The organism is Pseudarthrobacter sp. CC4 (genome assembly GCF_048957775.1).
Classification (GTDB): domain Bacteria; phylum Actinomycetota; class Actinomycetes; order Actinomycetales; family Micrococcaceae; genus Arthrobacter.
Window position 1 is genome coordinate 84,982 of record NZ_JARCCZ010000010.1, and the last position, 17,096, is coordinate 102,077.

Sequence of the window (17,096 nt, forward strand, 5' to 3'; positions counted from 1 at the left end):
AATGGAAGCTGCGCTCACTGCCTGCCCGGCCTGCGGCAAGACCAACCGGGTCCCGGCGCAGGCGGCCGGCCGGCCGCGGTGCGGCAACTGCAAAGCTGACCTGCCCTGGATTGTGGACGCGGGGGACGCGGACTTTTCCGCCGTCGCCGAGCAATCGCCGGTTCCGGTGCTGGTGGACTTCTGGGCGGCCTGGTGCGGTCCCTGCCGGATGGTCAGCCCCGTGCTGGACAAGCTGGCCAGGGAACGGCCGGGCCGGATCAAGCTCGTCAAGGTGGACGTCGACAAGTCGCCGGGCCTGTCCCGGAGGTTCGACGTGCAGGCCATTCCCACGCTGATGGTCCTGGTGGACGGCAAGGTGGCAGCGCGCCAGGCCGGGGCTGCTCCCGCGGAGGCTTTGCGGACGTGGCTGGACCGGGCCCTGTCCGGAAGCCGGAGCTAGCCGGACCGGCCCCTTCAGCCGTGACGGCCGGGCAGCCGGTTCAGGCCCTCTACGAGGTCATCCTGCTTTCCGCACAGCGCAACCCGGACCCAGCCCTCGCCGATGGAACCGAATGCAGTCCCCGGCGCCACGGCAACGCCGGAATCCGCAAGGAAGCGGCGCACCCAGCTGCGGACGTCCCCGCCGCTGGCGTGGGAAACATCCGCCCACAAATAGAAGGCTCCCTGCGCCTTCAGGTAGGGGATTCCCTTGGCATCGAGGACGGCGGATGCGGCGTCCCGGTTTGCCCGATAGTGCCGGTGCGCGTGCTGGACGTAGTCCTGCGGTCCGGTCAGGGCGGCGAGCGCGGCGTACTGGGACGGTGACGCGACGCAGGAGACGATCGACTCCATCACGTTGTCCATCTCCTGCTTGATCCCGGGCGGGCAAATCAGCGCCCCGATCCGCAGCCCGGTGAGCCCGTACGTCTTGGACAGGGTCAGCGAAGTGAAGACCCGGGCATCTTCCGGCGTATCGCCGTCGAACCTGGCAGGGCTGATGTGCGGCACATCGTAGGTGAACGCCTCGTAGCATTCATCAGAGATGACCCACAGATCGTGCCGGCGGGCCAGGTCCATCAGGTCGCGGGTGAGGTCCTCAGCCAGCACGGCGCCGAGCGGGTTGGAAGGAGAGTTCAGGACCAGCACCCGTGTCCGGCCGGTCACCAGCGCCTCGATATCGCCGGGCCTGGGCTGGAAGCCGTGGTCCGGGTACAACGGATAACCCACCGGAACAGCGTTCAGCAGGCGGCTGGTCATGGCAAACGTGGGATAGCCAGGGTTGGGGACCAGGATTTCGTCACCGGGGGAGAGCAGCAGGCTCATGGCAAAGTGCAGGCCCTGCTGCGCCCCGTCCACCACATACACCCGGTCCGCGGCAATGTCGCAGCCCTGCTGCTCCCGGAACCGGGCCGCGAACGCCTCGCGCAGCCCCGGGATGCCCGCGTTAGGGGTGTAGTTGGTCTCGTCCCTGTCCAGGCACGCCATGCCTGCATCCAGGACGTGCCGGGGGAGCGGAAAGCCGGGTTCGCCGATGCTGAGCACCAGGGCGCCGGGAGTCCGCCACGCGGCTTCGGTGATCTCGCGGATCTGGTTGACGGGCACGTCGCGGACATGGGCGGCAAGCTCAGGCATGCCTGCCATCCTAGTGCCGCTGCAGGGCGCTGCAGGTTGCTGCAGGGCGTGCGCCGGGGCATCAACCAGCGCCGATATACTGGGAGGCGTGCTTTCTGGACTGGTGATAGTGGACAAGCCGCAGGGATGGACCAGCCATGACGTGGTTGGCCGGATGCGGCGCCTCGCAGGTACCCGGAAAGTAGGGCACGCCGGAACCCTCGATCCCATGGCCACGGGCGTCCTGGTGGTGGGCATCAACAAGGCCACCCGGCTGCTCACCTACATCGTGGGCACCTCCAAGACCTACACCGCCACCATCCGGCTGGGCCAGACCACCGTCACGGACGACGCCGAAGGCGAAGTTACTGCCACGGCAGGCACTTCGGGGGTCAGTGAGCAGGCAATCCACGACGGCGTCGCCGCGCTCACAGGTGACATCCAGCAGGTGCCCAGCAGTGTCAGCGCCATCAAGGTCAACGGTGAACGCGCCTACGCCCGGGTGCGTTCGGGTGAGGATGTGAAGCTTGCCGCCCGCCCCGTCACCATCCACCGCTTCGAGGTGCACGGCATCCGGCGGGACCCGGAAGCGGACGTCATGGACCTGGACGTCACCGTGGAGTGCTCCTCCGGAACCTATATCCGCGCCCTCGCCCGTGACCTGGGCAAGGCGCTGGGAGTGGGCGGGCACCTGACCGCGCTCCGCAGGACCCACGTGGGCCCGTACTCCCTGGAGCAGGCGCGCACGCTCGAGCAGCTCGCCGAGGAACTCAACGTCCTGGAAATGTCGCAGGCTGCCCGGGCACTGATGCCCAACCGTGAGCTGACCGCGGAGGAAGCCACCGAGATCTCCTTCGGCCGGAGGATCGCTGCCGGCGCCGCCCCGGGCAGTCCCGCGGCGGCCACCGCCGACCACCCGGCCGCCGCCTTCGCACCGGACGGGAGCCTGGTGGCACTGCTTGCCGATGCCGGCAGCTTCGCCAAGCCCGTGCTGGTGTTTGCCCCGGGCAACGGCAGCTCCGCAACCCGCACCCCCGGTGAAGGCTGAGCGTGGACGCCTATTTCTACATCATCCTGGTGGTCGGGCTCCTGTCCACGGGCGTGTGCCTCACGGCAGGAATCCTCAAGAAGGCGCCGAACGACGTCACTATCCTGTCTGTGGCGGCGGTGGAGGTCTCCCTCCTGGTCTACCTGGTGGGCTCGATCATCCGGGTCATCGCCGGCGAACCCATCGCCGGCGAGGCATGGGAATTCTGGGGGTACCTGGTCACGGCCATGCTCCTGCCGCCGGCTGCCGTCTACTGGTCCATCCTGGAGCGGACCAGATGGAGTAACTTTGTCCTGGCCGCCGTCGGCGTCACCGCACTGGTGATGGCGGCCCGCATGAACCAGATCTGGTACTGAAGTGGAAGAAGCACACAACGTGAAAGACCAGCAGGCAACAAGCGCCGCCGGAGGGCACACCCCGGGCAACAGCCAAGCCGGCGTCAACAGCCGCAATACCGGCCCGGGGCGGCTGCTCATCGCCGTGTACGCCGTCTTTGCCATCTCGGCGTCCGCCCGTGCCGGCTACCAGATCCTCACCAAGTTCTCAGAGGCTCCGCTCGCTTACCTGCTGTCCGCCTTCGCGGCCCTCGTGTACGTGGTGGCCACCGTGTCGCTGGCCAAAGCCGGCACCACCTGGTTCAAGGTTTCGGTTGCCGCGGTGCTGGTTGAACTGGTGGGCGTGCTGGTGGTGGGCGCCCTGAGCCTCTTCGACCCCGTCCAGTTCCCGCACGAGACGGTCTGGTCGCTGTTCGGCCGGGGCTACGCCTTCATTCCGTTGCTGCTGCCCGTCCTGGGCCTGGTATGGCTGTACCGGCGGCGCCCGGGTGCACGGGCCGCTGCCTGAGGCACGCTTTCCACCAGGCCGCGGCCGCGAAAGGCGCCTGAAACTTCGTCCGGAAACCTCGTCAAGAACCCTTGTCCGGACACATGAAGTCTGCTTCACTATTTCGTATGGAGGGGAGTATCCCCGAATGCTTCGTCGTCAGTCCGGCCGCCCCTGAGCGGCCCGGTGAAGCAGGCTCCCGCGGGAGCCGGGAAAGACCTCCGGTTGGTTTATCTGACTGGAAGTGGGTTCCTTCATGTATGTTCCCCTGTGGGGCTGGCTGGCTGTCCTGCTCTTTATCGTCCTGATGCTTGCCTTGGACCTCTTTGCCCACCGCAAGGCGCACGTGATCGGCGTGCGGGAGGCGGCGCTGTGGTCCGCCGTCTGGGTGGCCTTTGGCGTTGGTTTCGGTGTCCTGGTGTGGCAGCTGTACGGTGCGGAGTTTGGCCAGCAGTACTTTGCCGGCTACCTGATTGAAAAGTCCCTCGCCGTGGACAACGTGTTTATTTGGGCAATCATCTTCACGTACTTCGCCGTACCGCGGGAGTACCAGCACCGCGTCCTGTTCTTCGGTGTCCTCGGTGCCCTGGTGTTCCGAGGCGTCTTCATTGCGGCCGGCGCCGCCATCATCGCCAGCGCCGGGTGGGTGCTCTACCTGTTCGCCGCGTTCCTGCTCATCACCGGCTACCGGATGATCCGGCACCGTAACGACCACGTGGATCCGGAGAAGTCCCGGGCGTTGAACTTCTTCCGACGGCACGTGCCCATGACGGACGACTTCCACGGGCAGAGGTTCCTGATCCGGCGCGGCGGCGTGCTCCTGGCCACTCCGCTGCTCGCGGTCCTGGTCCTCGTTGAGGCGACTGACATCATCTTCGCCGTCGATTCGATTCCTGCCATCTTCGCCGTCACGGATGACGTGTTCCTGGTGTTCACCGCGAATGCCTTCGCCATCCTGGGCCTTCGCGCCATGTACTTCCTCCTGGCGGACCTTATCCACCGGTTCATCTACCTGAAGACCGGCCTGGCCCTCGTCCTGATCTGGGTGGGCATCAAGATGTTCCTGAAGATCGATATCTACTACATCCCCACTCCGGTGTCCCTGGCAGTTATTGCCGCGATCCTCTCCGTGTCGATAGGGGCCAGCCTGTGGGCAACACGGGGCCAGGAGCGCCGGCCGCTGCCCGCACCGGAGCGCGCACCGTTTGGATCCGCCGCCCCCGAGGACCTGGAAGCCCTGGAACCGCTGTGGCGCCGCAGGCAGCCCAACAGGTCCAGCCACCTGTGACCCCCAAACGATGGAGCATCCATGACAGCTGAACGTTCCGCCGACAGCGGTCAGGAGGCTCCGGGTCCAGGCGGGCCTGCCCGGCCTGCCTGGACCTTCCTCACCAACCACGGGCATGTCCTGCTGTCCGTGGCACAGGAGCCGGACATCCTGGTTGCAGACATCGCTGAGCGGGTGGGCATCACCACCCGGGCCGCCCTGCAGATCCTCAAGGACCTTGAAAGTGCGGGCTATCTGCTGCGGACAAGGGTGGGGCGCAGGACCCACTACACCATCCGGCCCCACCAGCACTTCCGGCATCCCGCCACTGCCGCGCAGGAAGTGGACGGCTTGATCAGCCTGTTCACAGCGGCTGCGCCGGGCGATGCTCCGGCGGCACCGGCGGAACCGTAACAGCCAAACCCGCTGCTTTCCCGGCACCCGCCCGGCTTGGCAAAGTTGGCCAGGCGAATGCAGGTAATCTTAGAGAGTTCCGCGGCCGGTACCGGCCCGAACATTGATACTTGCAAGCGTTTAAGGCGAGGGTGATGGTCTACATCTGGAACGATCCGTCCGAGGTCCCGGCGGACTTCGGCCCATCTGTTGTCACCATCGGAAACTTTGACGGAGTGCACCGGGGACACCAGCAGGTGCTCTCCGAACTGGTCCGCACGGCCCGGATCACAAGGTCCAAAGCTGTTGTGGTCACCTTCGATCCACACCCGGCCCTGGTCCACCGTCCCGAGTCCGCGCCCGAGCTGATCATGGGCCTGCAGGACAAGCTCGAGGCGCTGGGGGAGCTGGGCCTGGACGCCATCCTGGTCATGAAGTATTCGCTGGACCTGGCCAGCCTCACCCCTGAAGAGTTCGTGGAGCAGTACCTGGTGGACTGCCTGCACGCCGGCCATGTGGTCATCGGCCACGACGTACGCTTCGGACGCAACAATTCGGGGGACCTGGACACCATGAAGGCCCTCGGCCAGAAGTTCGGGTTTGAGGTGCAGGTGATCAGCGAGTTCGGCTCTGAGGGCTACCCCCTGCATGACGACGACGGCACGGACCGCCGCTGCTCCTCCACCTGGGTGCGGGAGGCCCTGCAGGAAGGCGACGTTGCCACGGCGTCCGCTGTCCTGGGGCGTCCGCACCGGATGCGCGGCGAGGTTGTTCACGGCGCCGCACGCGGCCGCGCACTTGGCTTTCCCACCGCCAACCTCGCCAGCAACGCCAGCGGCCTGATCCCAGCCGACGGCATCTACGCCGGCTGGCTGGTGGACCAGGCGGGTACCCGGTGGCCCGCGGCCATTTCCGTAGGGTCGAACCCCACGTTCGACGGCGTCAGCCGCCAGGTGGAGGCCCACGTGATCGACCGGCCGAAGGAGGACGTGGAGGACTTCGATCTCTACGGCCAGACAGTAGTTGTGGAATTTGTTGCCCGGCTCCGGGGCATGGTGGCTTACCGTGGGCCGGAGGCACTCGTGGAGCAGATGCGCCTGGACGTCATCCAGGCACACGGGCTGCTGGCCAGGCGCTAGGCCGCCACCAACGAAAGGCAGTACCCGTGTCCGTCGAGAAGAACACCCGGAAGCTGGACAAGGGGATTGTCCGCGACTTCAGCTCGCGGATGAGCTACGCGTCCTACCTGCAGCTGCCAACCCTCCTGAGCGCGCAGCAGCCGGTCAGCAAGCCCGAACACCACGATGAACTTCTCTTCATCATCCAGCACCAGACCACGGAACTGTGGCTGAAACTGGTGCTCCATGAACTGCGCAGCGCCGCCGCCTGGCTCCGGGCAGACGACCTGGGGTCGGCGCTCAAAGGCATTGCCCGGGTGAAGCACATCCAGAAAACCCTCACCGAGCAGTGGTCCGTCCTGGCCACCCTGACCCCCACCGAGTACTCCCAATTCCGCGGCTTCCTCGGCAATTCCTCCGGCTTCCAGTCGAGCCAGTACCGCGCAGTGGAGTTCGTGCTGGGCAACAAGAACCACAAGATGCTCCCGGTGTTCGAGTCGGACCCCGAGGCGCACGCCATGCTTGAGGAACTGCTGGCCGCTCCCAGCATCTACGACGAATTCCTCGCCTACCTCTCCCGGCAGGGTTTTGATGTGCCGGCGTCCGTCCTGCAACGGGACGTCACCAAAGCGCACGAGTACACCCCGGAACTGGTGCCGCTGTTCAAGCACATCTACGAGAACGCGGCGGGCAACTGGGGGGCTTACGAGGCCTGCGAGGAACTGGTGGACCTGGAAGACAACTTCCAGCTGTGGCGCTTCCGGCACCTGCGGACCGTTCAAAGGACCATCGGCATGAAATCCGGGACCGGGGGATCCAGCGGTGCTGCGTTCCTCCAGAAGGCCCTCGAACTGACCTTCTTCCCGGAACTTTTCGCTGTCAGGACGGAGATCGGACAATGAGCATCCACCAGGAGAATGCAGCTGCGCCGGCTGCGGAGCAGTTGCAGCAACGGGCCGCGGAACTCGACCGGGAGGATCCGCTGGGGCACTACCGCGAGCACTTCATCGGCACCGACACGGCCGTGTCCTACCTCGATGGAAACTCACTGGGCCGGCCGCTGAAGCGGACCGCGGAGGACATCGCAACCTTCATCCGCGACGACTGGGGAGGGCGGCTGATCCGCGGCTGGGACGAGCAGTGGCTGGGCCTGCCGCAGTCCATCGGCGACCAGCTCGGACGGGCAGTCCTCGGCGCCGCGCCGGGCCAGACCACCATCGCCGACTCCACCACCGTGGTGCTCTACAAGCTGATCCGTGCCGCCCTCGCAGCGGTTGCCGATCCGGACCGCAACGAGCTGGTCCTTGACACCGAAAACTTCCCCACGGACCGGTACCTCGTCGAGGGCATTGCACTGGAGGAGGGACTTACCCTGCGCTGGATCCAGGCGGATCCGGCCGCCGGGGTGACCGTCGAACAGGTGCGCCAGGCAACCGGGCCGCGTACCGCCGTCGTACTCCTGAGCCAGATCGCCTACCGCTCGGGCCACCTGGCGGACCTCCCCGCCATCACGGCCGCAGTGCACGACGCCGGCGCGCTGGTTGTGTGGGACCTGTGCCACTCCGCGGGGTCAGTGGAGATCGCCCTGGACAGTGCCGGCGCCGACTTCGCCGCCGGCTGCACCTACAAATACCTCAACGGCGGACCGGGGTCGCCGGCCTTCGCGTACGTGAACCAGCGCCACCTGGCGTCGCTCAACCAGCCGATCTGGGGATGGATGGGGCGCAAGGACGCGTTCGAAATGGCTGCCGGCTATGAGCCGGCAGCCGGAATCCGCGGGTTCCTCAGCGGAACGCCGGCGATTTTCGGGATGCTGGCCATGCAGGGCACCCTCGATGTCATTGAAGAAGCGTCCATGGCCGCCATCCGGGCCAAGTCGGAGAAGCTCACGGCCTTCGCCGTCGAGGTCTTTGATGCCTGGCTCGCGCCGCTGGGCGCTGAACTTGCCTCACCGCGGAATCCGGCAGAGCGCGGCAGCCACATCACCATCGACCATCCGGATTTCACCAAGGCGACAGTGCAGGCGCTGTGGGACCGGGACGTGATCCCGGACTTCCGCGCTCCGCGCGGTATCCGCGTGGGCCTTTCGCCGCTGAGCACCAGCTACCGGGAGGTTCTGCGGGGCATGGAGGCGATGCGGGACTGCCTGCAGGGATAACGGGGCTGTTTCGACAACATTAGGCAGTGGCCGGTAAACTGGACGATGGATCCAGCTGCAGTCCGTGGCGGCTGGTTCCTGTTGCGTACGGCCCGCCCCGGTTTTCCGGCAACGGCTGCGGCGGCAGACCCGGCAGTGAGTTACTGACCTGGGCCCTCACGGCACATCCCTAGGAGTTATTGTGGCACTTGACGCCGCTGTAAAGCAGTCCATCATCAAGGAATACGCAACCGGCGAAGGCGACACCGGTTCGCCGGAGGTCCAGGTTGCCGTCCTGACCCAGCGGATCAAGGATCTGACTGAGCACATGAAGGAGCACAAGCACGATTACCACACCCAGCGCGGTCTGCTGGCCATGGTTGGTCGTCGCAAGCGCATGCTGGGCTACCTCAAGAAGACTGACATCGCCCGCTACCGTTCGCTCATCGAGCGCCTCGGCCTGCGCCGCTAGTCGGACTTAGGGGCGGCCCATTCCAGCATGGAACGGGCCGCCTTCTTCAAAAGAAAAACTAAACAGGAGGATCAACCGCATCACGCATTCGCGGTCCTCGGTAGTGATCCCCGGGAACGGCTTCGTTGACTGAAGCCGGCGGCCCGTGGGTCTCGATCGATGACCGGGTGCAGGGCCAGTAGACAGATGCTGGCTGGGTTGATGCGGCTGGACTTCCGTAAAACAGAAACGGAGGTGACTCTCTTGGAGGGTCCCGAAATCCAGTTCTCGGAAGCAGTCATTGACAATGGCCGTTTCGGCAAGCGCGTAATCCGCTTTGAAACCGGCCGCCTTGCCAAGCAGGCAGCCGGCGCAGCCATGGTGTACATCGACGATGACACCGCACTGCTGTCCGCCACCACTGCAGGCAAGCACCCGCGTGAAGGCTTTGACTTCTTCCCGCTGACGGTCGACGTCGAAGAGCGCATGTACGCTGCCGGCCGCATCCCGGGCTCGTTCTTCCGCCGTGAAGGACGCCCGTCCACCGAAGCCATCCTGGCCTGCCGCCTGATGGACCGTCCGCTGCGCCCCGCCTTCATCAAGGGCCTGCGGAACGAGGTCCAGATCGTGGTCACCGTCCTGGCGATCAACCCGGACGAGCTCTACGACGTGGTGGCCATCAATGCCTCCTCCATGTCCACGCAGCTGTCCGGCCTGCCGTTCTCCGGCCCCATCGGCGGCGTCCGCGTTGCCCTGGTTGCTGACGAAAACGGGTCACAGTGGGTGGCTTTCCCCAAGCACTCCCAGCTGGAGCACTCCGTCTTCAACATGGTGGTTGCCGGCCGCATTGCCGGTGACGACGTCGCCATCATGATGGTCGAAGCCGAAGCCACCGACAATTCATGGAACCTCATCAAGGAACAGGGCGCCACCGCCCCCACCGAAGAGGTTGTCTCCGAGGGCCTCGAGGCTGCCAAGCCGTTCATCAAGGCACTGTGCGAAGCCCAGGCCGACCTCGCCGCCCGCGCTGCCAAGCCGACCGTTGAATTCCCGGTCTTCCTGGACTACGAGGACGATGTTTACGCCGCCGTCGAGGCCGCTGCCGCTGAGAAGCTCGCCGCTGTCTTCCAGATCGCGGACAAGCAGGAGCGCGACAACGCTTCGGACGCCCTGAAGGACGAGGTCACCGCCTCCCTCGCCGGCCAGTTCGAAGGCCGCGAGAAGGAGCTGTCCGCAGCGTTCCGCTCGGTCACCAAGCACGTTGTGCGCCAGCGCATCCTGAAGGACCAGATCCGCATTGACGGGCGTGGCCTCACGGACATCCGCCAGCTCACCGCCGAGGTCGAGGTCCTGCCGCGCGTTCACGGTTCGGCCATCTTCGAACGTGGTGAAACCCAGATCATGGGCGTCACCACGCTGAACATGCTGAAGATGGAACAGCAGATCGACTCGCTGTCTCCGGTGAAGACCAAGCGCTACATGCACAACTACAACTTCCCGCCGTACTCCACCGGCGAGACCGGCCGCGTCGGTTCGCCGAAGCGCCGCGAAATCGGCCACGGTGCCCTGGCTGAGCGCGCGCTCGTGCCGGTCCTGCCGTCCCGCGAGGAGTTCCCGTACGCCATCCGCCAGGTATCCGAAGCCCTCGGTTCCAACGGTTCGACGTCGATGGGCTCCGTTTGCGCCTCCACCCTCTCGATGCTGAACGCAGGTGTGCCCCTGAAGGCCGCCGTCGCCGGCATCGCCATGGGCCTGGTCTCCGACCAGGTGGACGGCCAGACCCGCTACGCTGCGCTGACCGACATCCTTGGTGCCGAAGATGCCTTCGGCGACATGGACTTCAAGGTTGCCGGTACCTCCGAGTTCGTTACCGCCATCCAGCTTGACACCAAGCTCGACGGCATCCCCGCTTCCGTGCTGGCAGCAGCCCTGAAGCAGGCCCGCGAGGCACGCCTGCACATCCTCGAGGTCATCAACTCGGCCATCGACACCCCGGACGAGCTCTCCGAGTTCGCACCGCGCGTCATCGCCGTGAAGATCCCCGTGGACAAGATCGGCGAGGTCATCGGCCCCAAGGGCAAGATGATCAACCAGATCCAGGAAGACACCGGCGCCGACATCTCCATCGAGGACGACGGCACGGTCTACATTGGCGCCACCAACGGCCCGTCTGCAGAAGCAGCGCGTTCCGCCATCAACGCCATTGCCAACCCGCAGGTCCCGGAAATCGGCGAGCGCTACCTGGGTACGGTCGTCAAGACCACCACCTTCGGTGCCTTCGTTTCGCTGACCCCGGGCAAGGACGGCCTCCTGCACATCTCCGAGCTGCGCAAGATCGCAGGCGGCAAGCGCGTGGACAACGTCGAAGACGTTGTCTCGGTGGGCCAGAAGGTCCAGGTGGAAATCACCAAGATCGATGACCGCGGAAAGCTGTCGCTGTCTCCGGTAGTGGCTGAAGAGGAAGGCGCCGGGGAGACCGAGCGCGTTCACGCCACGGAGCCCGCTGAAGGCGCAGAGGTCTAGCACACCGCACAGCGGGCTCGCCCGCAGCATGAAGAGGCGGGGGGGGGGGGGGGGGCCCCCCCCCCCCCCCCCCGCCGCTGTTACGATGGCAGCCAGATCCCGGCTGCCCCTCTTGAAAGGCCTCAATGACTGTTGTACCCCTGCCGCTTGAGCAGAACCACCGCGGCGATACCCTGGTCCACGGGGCCGACGGCGGCTCCGAAGTGCGGCGTTCGGTGCTGCCCGGCGGAGTGCGGGTACTTACCGAGGCGATGCCCGGGCAGCGGTCGGCCACCATCGGATTTTGGGTGGGGGTCGGTTCCCGCGATGAGGCCCCGGGCCAGCACGGCTCAACGCATTTCCTCGAGCACCTCCTGTTCAAGGGAACCAAGCGCCGGACTGCGCTGGAGATCGCCTCTGCATTTGACGAGGTGGGCGGCGAGTCGAACGCGGCCACGGCGAAGGAAAGCACGTGCTACTTCGCACGGGTCCTGGACTCCGACCTGCCGATGGCCATCGACGTCATTGCAGACATGATCACAGGCGCCGTCATCGATCCTGCCGAGATGGAGCAGGAACGCGATGTCATCCTTGAGGAAATCGCCATGGATAGCGACGACCCCACGGACGTCGCCCACGAACACTTTGTCTCAGCCGTCCTGGGCAGCCATCCCCTGGGACGCCCCATTGGCGGCACACCGGATGCCATCAAGGCGGTGGCCCGTGATTCTGTGTGGGAGCACTACCAGCGCTATTACCGGCCGGACGAACTGGTGATTACCGCAGCCGGCGGCCTGGAGCACGACGTCGTCTGCGGCCTTGTGGTGGATGCGCTTGAGTCTGCCGGCTGGTCACTTGAGTCCGATGCGGCGCCGGTGGAACGCCGGTCCACCGAACGTGCCCTCATCACCGGGACCGCAGGGCTCCACGTCGTCAAGCGCGCCGTGGAGCAAGCGAACATCATCATGGGTTGCCCCACGATCGTGGCCACGGACGAAAGGCGCTACGTCATGAGCGTCCTCAATGCCGTGCTGGGCGGGGGAATGTCCTCACGCCTGTTCCAGGAGATCCGCGAGAAGCGCGGCCTGGTGTATTCCACGTACTCCTTCGCGTCCTCCTACGCGGATGCCGGCTACTTCGGCATGTACGCCGGCTGCACGCCGTCCAAGGTACGGCAGGTGCTGGACCTGCTCGCTGTTGAGCTGGACAAGCTGGCTGAGCACGGCATCGCCGAGGACGAACTCCGCAAGGCGGTAGGCCAGCTGGGCGGCGGGATCGTGTTGGCCCTGGAGGACACCGGTTCGCGGATGTCCCGGCTGGGCCGGGCCGAGCTAGTGTCCGGCGAGTACCAGGACATTGACGAAACCCTGCGCCTGATCAAAGCTGTCACCACCGAACAGGTCCAGGAATTGGCAGCCGAACTCGCTGCCGCTCCCAGGACTGTGACCGTCGTCGGACCATTCGAGGAGACGGAAACGTTCGGACTCTGACGCGTCGGAACGGCAGGACTTAGCTCGCAAACGGCAGGACTTGGCTCTGGAGGTGAGGGGACAGTGGAACGGACCCCTCCCAGCCGTGCGCCGGGAGCTCTGGCCGCTTTCCTGGGCCGCTGGCGGGGGAGTACCCGGTTCGCCGCCGGTCCTTGGGGGCCCGAACGGACCGTCGACGCCGAGGTGACCTACACCCCGGTGGCTGGCGGATCTGCCGTCGTCCAGAGCTACCGCCACCTGGAACCGGACGGGACGCATTCCGAAGGCCACGGGATCTTCACTGTCGACCCGGATCACCAGGATGTTTTTTGGTACTACGTGGATAATGCGGGCCCGGCACCTGCAGCCGCCGCCCGCTGCACGTGGCATGACGGCGCCCTTAGGGTGGAACGCCGGGGCGGTGCCGGGTGGACCCGCCATACGTTGCGCGTCGACGGCAACGTACTCACCCACATCACGGAGCTACGAACCCGTGGCGGCAAGACCACAAGCACCACAACGGACGGGTCCGGCGGGGACGACGGGACCGGCCCGGCCTATGTTCCCTTCATGACGTCGTCGTTCCAGCGGAGCTGACGCGGTCAGACGAAGCACACCAAAATGACGGCTCATCCAGATGGCGGCAGATTCAGTCAGGTTCAAAGCGACGTCACCAGTGCACCAAGCCCCACTCCCACTCTTTGAGCGGGTCCTCGGGCAGTTTCGGGGGCATGGCGTAGAAGTCGACCCATACAGAATCCTCTTGCGAAAAGACCTCGGGATCCACAAAGTTGTCGCCCACTGGCTCTTCAAGCGGAAGTTCCGCCGGCTGGGACCCCGGGGGTTCAGCGGCAAGGAGTCCAGGCGGCCAGTGGGGTGGTTCCCAGTCGTGGTGTTCGGGCTTGTAGTGGCGGCCGGTGGGTGAGGTCCAGCCGGGTGGCTGGGTTTTGGTGCCGGGGGTGGGTTTCCAGCGGCTGTTGTGTTTGAGGCGGTGGTGTTTGGGGCAGAGTTGGGCCAGGTTGCTGATTCCGGTGGTTCCGCCGTGGTGCCAGGCCTGGAGGTGGTCTGCCTCGTTGTCCGAAGTCCGGTTGTTGCAGCCGGGGAAGGTGCATTTTCCGTCGCGGAGGCGGAGTGCTTGTTTCATGGCTTTGGTGAGGCGGTAGCTGGTACGGCCGATTTCCAGTGGCGCACCGTCCCGCGGGTCCACCAGGACGCGATGGAACGAGGCGGCGCCGTCAGCGACGAGTTTGCGGGCCATGGAAGCGGGAATGGGCCCGTAGCCGTCCAGGTTTGCGGGTTCGTCGGTGAGGCCGAGGAGTGAGAACACAGGGACGGTGACCAGGACGTCCGCCTTGGGCACCGGAACGTTGGCAAGATCGGCGCACGCGCTGTTGACGTCAGTGGCAGCGCCGGCAGAGGCCTCCCCGACAGTTGGTCCCGCGGCATCTGTGCGGATGGTTGCGGCATCTGCTTGGTCATTGACGGAAAGGAAAGCCAGCCCTACAGGGGCGTCGGTGCCCTCTACAGTGCTGTGTTCCGCCGTGCCGGTTTTACCTGGGGTGCCTTCCTGTGCGTGGCTAAGGGCTGGTCCTGCGCTGAGGAGCAGGTGGGCGGCGACGTCTGGCCGCAGTTGCGTGAGCGTCCGGGGCTCATTGGGGCCTTGGAGTCCGCGGGCGAGGGCGGTGGTGCGGTTCCAGATGGCGGATGCGGTGCTGCCGGGCAGGTAGAGCGAGAGCCAGGCCATGCCGTCGCGGTCCGGGGCGTATTCCATCCGCCGGTCCGCGGCACATTTGCTGTGGCGCTTCTCCAGGGTCTCGGGGTGGTGGCGTTCACGCCAGCCGCGGACCTTGGCGCGGAACCGGTTAGGTACGAGTTCACCGGCGGCGGCTCCGCGGGCGGGCTTAGGTGCGTCGGGGTCGAGGAAGTGCGCAACGAGGGCGGCCGCGCCGGTAGGGCCGAGGGCATCGGCTTCGTCGACGAGGATTTTCGCGTGCTGCCAAGTGATGGTCCCGGCCGCCAGTGCGTCCATGGCCAAGGGCAGGGTGGCGAGTTGGCGGGCCTGGGTGACGAGGGCCCCGGCGGCGGGGGAGCTGAGGGTCAGGACCCCGGCGATTTCCTCAACCGCCGACATCTCGGCGTAAGTCCGTTCGTGCACGGGCGCGTCCGGCGGGGTCATGGCGTTCTGGATTCCGACGGCCTCTGCCGCGTCCCCGGCCTTTACGGCGGCGATCTGCGCTTCGAGTTGCTTCGCCACGGCCATCCGCTCCAGGCGGAGCTCATAGCGGCGCTGGAGCACATCAACCCCGGCGGCGGCACCACCGCCGGCTTCCAGGGCGGAATCTTCGAGAAACAGCGCATTCAGGCGGGAGGTGGAGGCCTGAATGCCCTCCATCGCTGGTGCCGTGCCCGCGCCGTTTCCCATATCAGCATCATCTATTGAGGCACTGACATTCTGTCCGGGCCCAAGTCTGGGAGCGGCTGACGGGCGGACGTGCGCAGCATGGACGGCAGGAAACAACGCCGTAGCGCTGATCATCTCACCTGTCGTGTCTGTGTCCACGTGGATATCATCCATCGAGGCACCGACATTTTAGGGCTTGTGGGTGCGGGTGTGCTCGTGGGTGCGGGTCCAAGTGAAGGGCGGAGTGGCGTGTCCCGCCGAGCTGGACACCGCAGACGCTACCTGGTCGCCTACGACCACTAGATCCGGTAGGACTCGATCATCTAGCCCCCGGCGAACGGAGGCAGCACATCCACTACGTCGTCGGCCTTCAACACAACCGAATGATCGCGCACGGCGACTTCATTGAGGAGGAAGCTGCTCCGGGACAGGATGCGGGGCAGCGGAGGAGTGCCGGTGGGCGGTTCAGGGCGCTCGACTGCCAGGACAGCCTCCAAGAGATCCGCAACAGTGGAACCCGCCGCCAGGTTGAAGCGCTCTTCCTCGACGCCGGAGGCAGCGCGTGCGGCAGCGAAGTAACGTACGTTCAAAAGTTTCAGCCCCCGATGGCGCTCATGCTGCGGTCCGGCTGGACGAAGTCCGGAGCATCGAGTCCCACGTGGTCCATTCCGTGGGCTTTGGGCTTAAGCCACATGGCGTCCTGCCAGCGCTGGGCGAGTTCGCCGTCGCTGGCTCCCGAACGCAGGAGCCCCAGCAAGTCAATCTCTTCCCGGGAGAACAGGCAGCTCATGATCTTGCCCTCGGCGGTGATCCGGGTCCGGCGGCAGTCTGAACAGAACGGTTCCGTCACGGAGGCGATGATCCCCACCGTGCCCAGGGCCGGGCCGGACAAAACGTCGGAAACAGACCCGGCCTCCCGCCGTCGTACTTCAAAGCGTTCCGCCGGGGCGCCGTCACGGGCGCGGGGGTCGGGGCTGAGGACAAAGTCGGACGAGACCAGCCCACGGATCTCGGCGGCCGTTATCATGTTCCGACGCGTCCAGCCATGGTCTGCGTCGAGCGGCATCTGCTCGATGAACCGCAGCTCGTAGCCGCGCTCCAGCGCCCATGCGAGCAATGACGGCGCCTCGGCATCGTTGATACCGCGCATCAGGACGGCGTTGAGCTTGACGGGGCCAAGACCTGCCGCCCATGCGGCATCCACCCCGGCCAGCACCTGGTCCAGGAACGGCCGGCGGGTCAGCTGGGTGAAGGTTTCCTCGTGCAGCGAATCCAGGGACACGTTGATCCGGGTCAGGCCGGCCGCCTTCAATGCAGCGGCTTTCTTCGCCAGCCCCACACCGTTGGTGGTCATTGAAATGGGCAGCCCGGGATGGTTCCGGCGGAGTGAGGCAATGATGTCAACCAGGTCGTGCCGCACCAGCGGTTCGCCACCGGTCAGGCGCAATTCGCGCACACCCAGCTGGTCCACGCCGATCCGCACGATCCGCACGATTTCCTCCGCGGACATCACTGCCTGCTTGGCGAGCCATTCCAAACCCTCGGCGGGCATGCAGTACGTGCAGCGGAGATTGCATTTGTCCGTCAGGGACAGCCTCATGTCCGTGGCCCGGCGGCCGTACCGGTCCACGAGTCCGGCAGCAGCGCCGGCGGGGCGGGCCGCCGGGACGGACGGCAGCGCTGCGCCCGCTTCCTCCCGTGGCTGCGGCATGCCTAGCTGGACACTCATGGATTCAGGCTACGCCACGATGGGCTCTGCATCACACCCGGGACGGTGCGGGCAGGGCAAACAGAATGTGTGGCCGGCAACGGGGACGCGGGTATCCGGCGAATCTATGCTGGAGATGTGGACAGCTCCCAGCCAGAGCAGGCAACGCACGACGGCGGGACACGGCTTC

17 protein-coding genes are annotated in these 17,096 nt (G+C 65.9%); 13 read left to right on the forward strand and 4 right to left on the reverse strand.

Annotated elements, in window-relative coordinates; all coding sequences use genetic code 11:
• The first annotated feature begins 1 nt into the window (after position 1).
• On the forward strand, positions 2-439 hold the full coding sequence (trxA, locus tag PV768_RS08535) for a thioredoxin (protein ID WP_157238598.1): 438 nt from the start codon (positions 2-4) through the stop codon (positions 437-439).
• Between the two features lie 14 nt (positions 440-453).
• Here trxA and PV768_RS08540 read toward each other — a convergent pair whose 3' ends face one another.
• Positions 454-1,611 carry a pyridoxal phosphate-dependent aminotransferase gene (locus tag PV768_RS08540; protein WP_197432391.1) on the reverse strand — a complete coding sequence of 386 codons (1,158 nt, stop codon included), beginning with the start codon at positions 1,609-1,611 and terminating at the stop codon, positions 454-456.
• Between the two features lie 88 nt (positions 1,612-1,699).
• Here PV768_RS08540 and truB point away from each other — a divergent pair, with 88 nt between their 5' ends.
• The 12 genes from truB to PV768_RS08600 all read left to right on the forward strand — a co-directional run bounded on the left by truB (position 1,700) and on the right by PV768_RS08600 (position 13,394).
• Positions 1,700-2,638, forward strand: a complete 939-nt coding sequence (gene truB, locus PV768_RS08545) for a tRNA pseudouridine(55) synthase TruB (RefSeq protein ID WP_421092797.1) — start codon at positions 1,700-1,702, stop codon at positions 2,636-2,638.
• A 2-nt stretch (positions 2,639-2,640) separates the two neighbouring features.
• Positions 2,641-2,994, forward strand: coding sequence for a hypothetical protein (locus PV768_RS08550; RefSeq protein ID WP_321215854.1), 354 nt, complete (start codon positions 2,641-2,643; stop codon positions 2,992-2,994).
• A gap of 19 nt (positions 2,995-3,013) precedes the next feature.
• Positions 3,014-3,481 (forward strand): hypothetical protein, encoded by a 468-nt coding sequence (locus PV768_RS08555; RefSeq protein WP_321215855.1) that lies wholly within the window; start codon positions 3,014-3,016, stop codon positions 3,479-3,481.
• Between the two features lie 235 nt (positions 3,482-3,716).
• The gene (locus PV768_RS08560; protein ID WP_321215856.1) at positions 3,717-4,748 is read left to right on the forward strand and encodes a TerC family protein; all 1,032 of its coding nucleotides are present in this window, start codon (positions 3,717-3,719) and stop codon (positions 4,746-4,748) included.
• A gap of 21 nt (positions 4,749-4,769) precedes the next feature.
• Positions 4,770-5,141, forward strand: coding sequence for a helix-turn-helix transcriptional regulator (locus PV768_RS08565; protein WP_421092798.1), 372 nt, complete (start codon positions 4,770-4,772; stop codon positions 5,139-5,141).
• Between the two features lie 134 nt (positions 5,142-5,275).
• Positions 5,276-6,259: a bifunctional riboflavin kinase/FAD synthetase gene (locus PV768_RS08570; protein ID WP_157238593.1), complete on the forward strand. Its 984-nt coding sequence runs from the start codon at positions 5,276-5,278 to the stop codon at positions 6,257-6,259.
• A gap of 26 nt (positions 6,260-6,285) precedes the next feature.
• Positions 6,286-7,140 carry a tryptophan 2,3-dioxygenase gene (gene kynA, locus PV768_RS08575; RefSeq protein WP_321215857.1) on the forward strand — a complete coding sequence of 285 codons (855 nt, stop codon included), beginning with the start codon at positions 6,286-6,288 and terminating at the stop codon, positions 7,138-7,140.
• Positions 7,137-8,396: a kynureninase gene (gene kynU, locus PV768_RS08580; RefSeq protein ID WP_321215858.1), complete on the forward strand. Its 1,260-nt coding sequence runs from the start codon at positions 7,137-7,139 to the stop codon at positions 8,394-8,396. The genes kynA and kynU overlap by 4 nt, the downstream gene beginning before the upstream one ends.
• A gap of 181 nt (positions 8,397-8,577) precedes the next feature.
• Positions 8,578-8,847: a 30S ribosomal protein S15 gene (gene rpsO, locus PV768_RS08585; protein WP_321215859.1), complete on the forward strand. Its 270-nt coding sequence runs from the start codon at positions 8,578-8,580 to the stop codon at positions 8,845-8,847.
• 243 nt (positions 8,848-9,090) lie between these two features.
• A complete protein-coding gene (locus tag PV768_RS08590; protein ID WP_157242566.1) occupies positions 9,091-11,349 on the forward strand; it encodes a polyribonucleotide nucleotidyltransferase in 2,259 nt (752 codons plus the stop codon).
• A gap of 125 nt (positions 11,350-11,474) precedes the next feature.
• Positions 11,475-12,818 carry a M16 family metallopeptidase gene (locus PV768_RS08595; RefSeq protein WP_157238590.1) on the forward strand — a complete coding sequence of 448 codons (1,344 nt, stop codon included), beginning with the start codon at positions 11,475-11,477 and terminating at the stop codon, positions 12,816-12,818.
• 63 nt (positions 12,819-12,881) lie between these two features.
• On the forward strand, positions 12,882-13,394 hold the full coding sequence (locus PV768_RS08600) for a DUF1579 domain-containing protein (RefSeq protein WP_323057605.1): 513 nt from the start codon (positions 12,882-12,884) through the stop codon (positions 13,392-13,394).
• A 73-nt stretch (positions 13,395-13,467) separates the two neighbouring features.
• Here PV768_RS08600 and PV768_RS08605 read toward each other — a convergent pair whose 3' ends face one another.
• The 3 genes from PV768_RS08605 to moaA all read right to left on the reverse strand — a co-directional run bounded on the left by PV768_RS08605 (position 13,468) and on the right by moaA (position 16,927).
• Entirely contained in the window at positions 13,468-15,219 is a 1,752-nt protein-coding gene (locus PV768_RS08605) for an HNH endonuclease (protein ID WP_421092799.1), read from the reverse strand.
• A 302-nt stretch (positions 15,220-15,521) separates the two neighbouring features.
• The gene (locus tag PV768_RS08610; protein WP_157238589.1) at positions 15,522-15,788 is read right to left on the reverse strand and encodes a MoaD/ThiS family protein; all 267 of its coding nucleotides are present in this window, start codon (positions 15,786-15,788) and stop codon (positions 15,522-15,524) included.
• Between the two features lie 5 nt (positions 15,789-15,793).
• Positions 15,794-16,927, reverse strand: a complete 1,134-nt coding sequence (gene moaA, locus PV768_RS08615; RefSeq protein WP_421092800.1) for a GTP 3',8-cyclase MoaA — start codon at positions 16,925-16,927, stop codon at positions 15,794-15,796.
• Positions 16,928-17,096: the final 169 nt, after the last annotated feature.

Coding starts and splice junctions, on each gene's coding strand:
- trxA (WP_157238598.1), top strand. CDS start 2: ATGGAAGCTGCGCTCACTGCCTGCCCGGCCTGCGGCAAGACCAACCGG.
- PV768_RS08540 (WP_197432391.1), bottom strand. CDS start 1,611: ATGCCTGAGCTTGCCGCCCATGTCCGCGACGTGCCCGTCAACCAGATC.
- PV768_RS08560 (WP_321215856.1), top strand. CDS start 3,717: ATGTATGTTCCCCTGTGGGGCTGGCTGGCTGTCCTGCTCTTTATCGTC.
- PV768_RS08565 (WP_421092798.1), top strand. CDS start 4,770: ATGACAGCTGAACGTTCCGCCGACAGCGGTCAGGAGGCTCCGGGTCCA.
- PV768_RS08570 (WP_157238593.1), top strand. CDS start 5,276: ATGGTCTACATCTGGAACGATCCGTCCGAGGTCCCGGCGGACTTCGGC.
- kynU (WP_321215858.1), top strand. CDS start 7,137: ATGAGCATCCACCAGGAGAATGCAGCTGCGCCGGCTGCGGAGCAGTTG.
- PV768_RS08595 (WP_157238590.1), top strand. CDS start 11,475: ATGACTGTTGTACCCCTGCCGCTTGAGCAGAACCACCGCGGCGATACC.
- PV768_RS08605 (WP_421092799.1), bottom strand. CDS start 15,219: ATGGGAAACGGCGCGGGCACGGCACCAGCGATGGAGGGCATTCAGGCC.
- moaA (WP_421092800.1), bottom strand. CDS start 16,927: ATGAGTGTCCAGCTAGGCATGCCGCAGCCACGGGAGGAAGCGGGCGCA.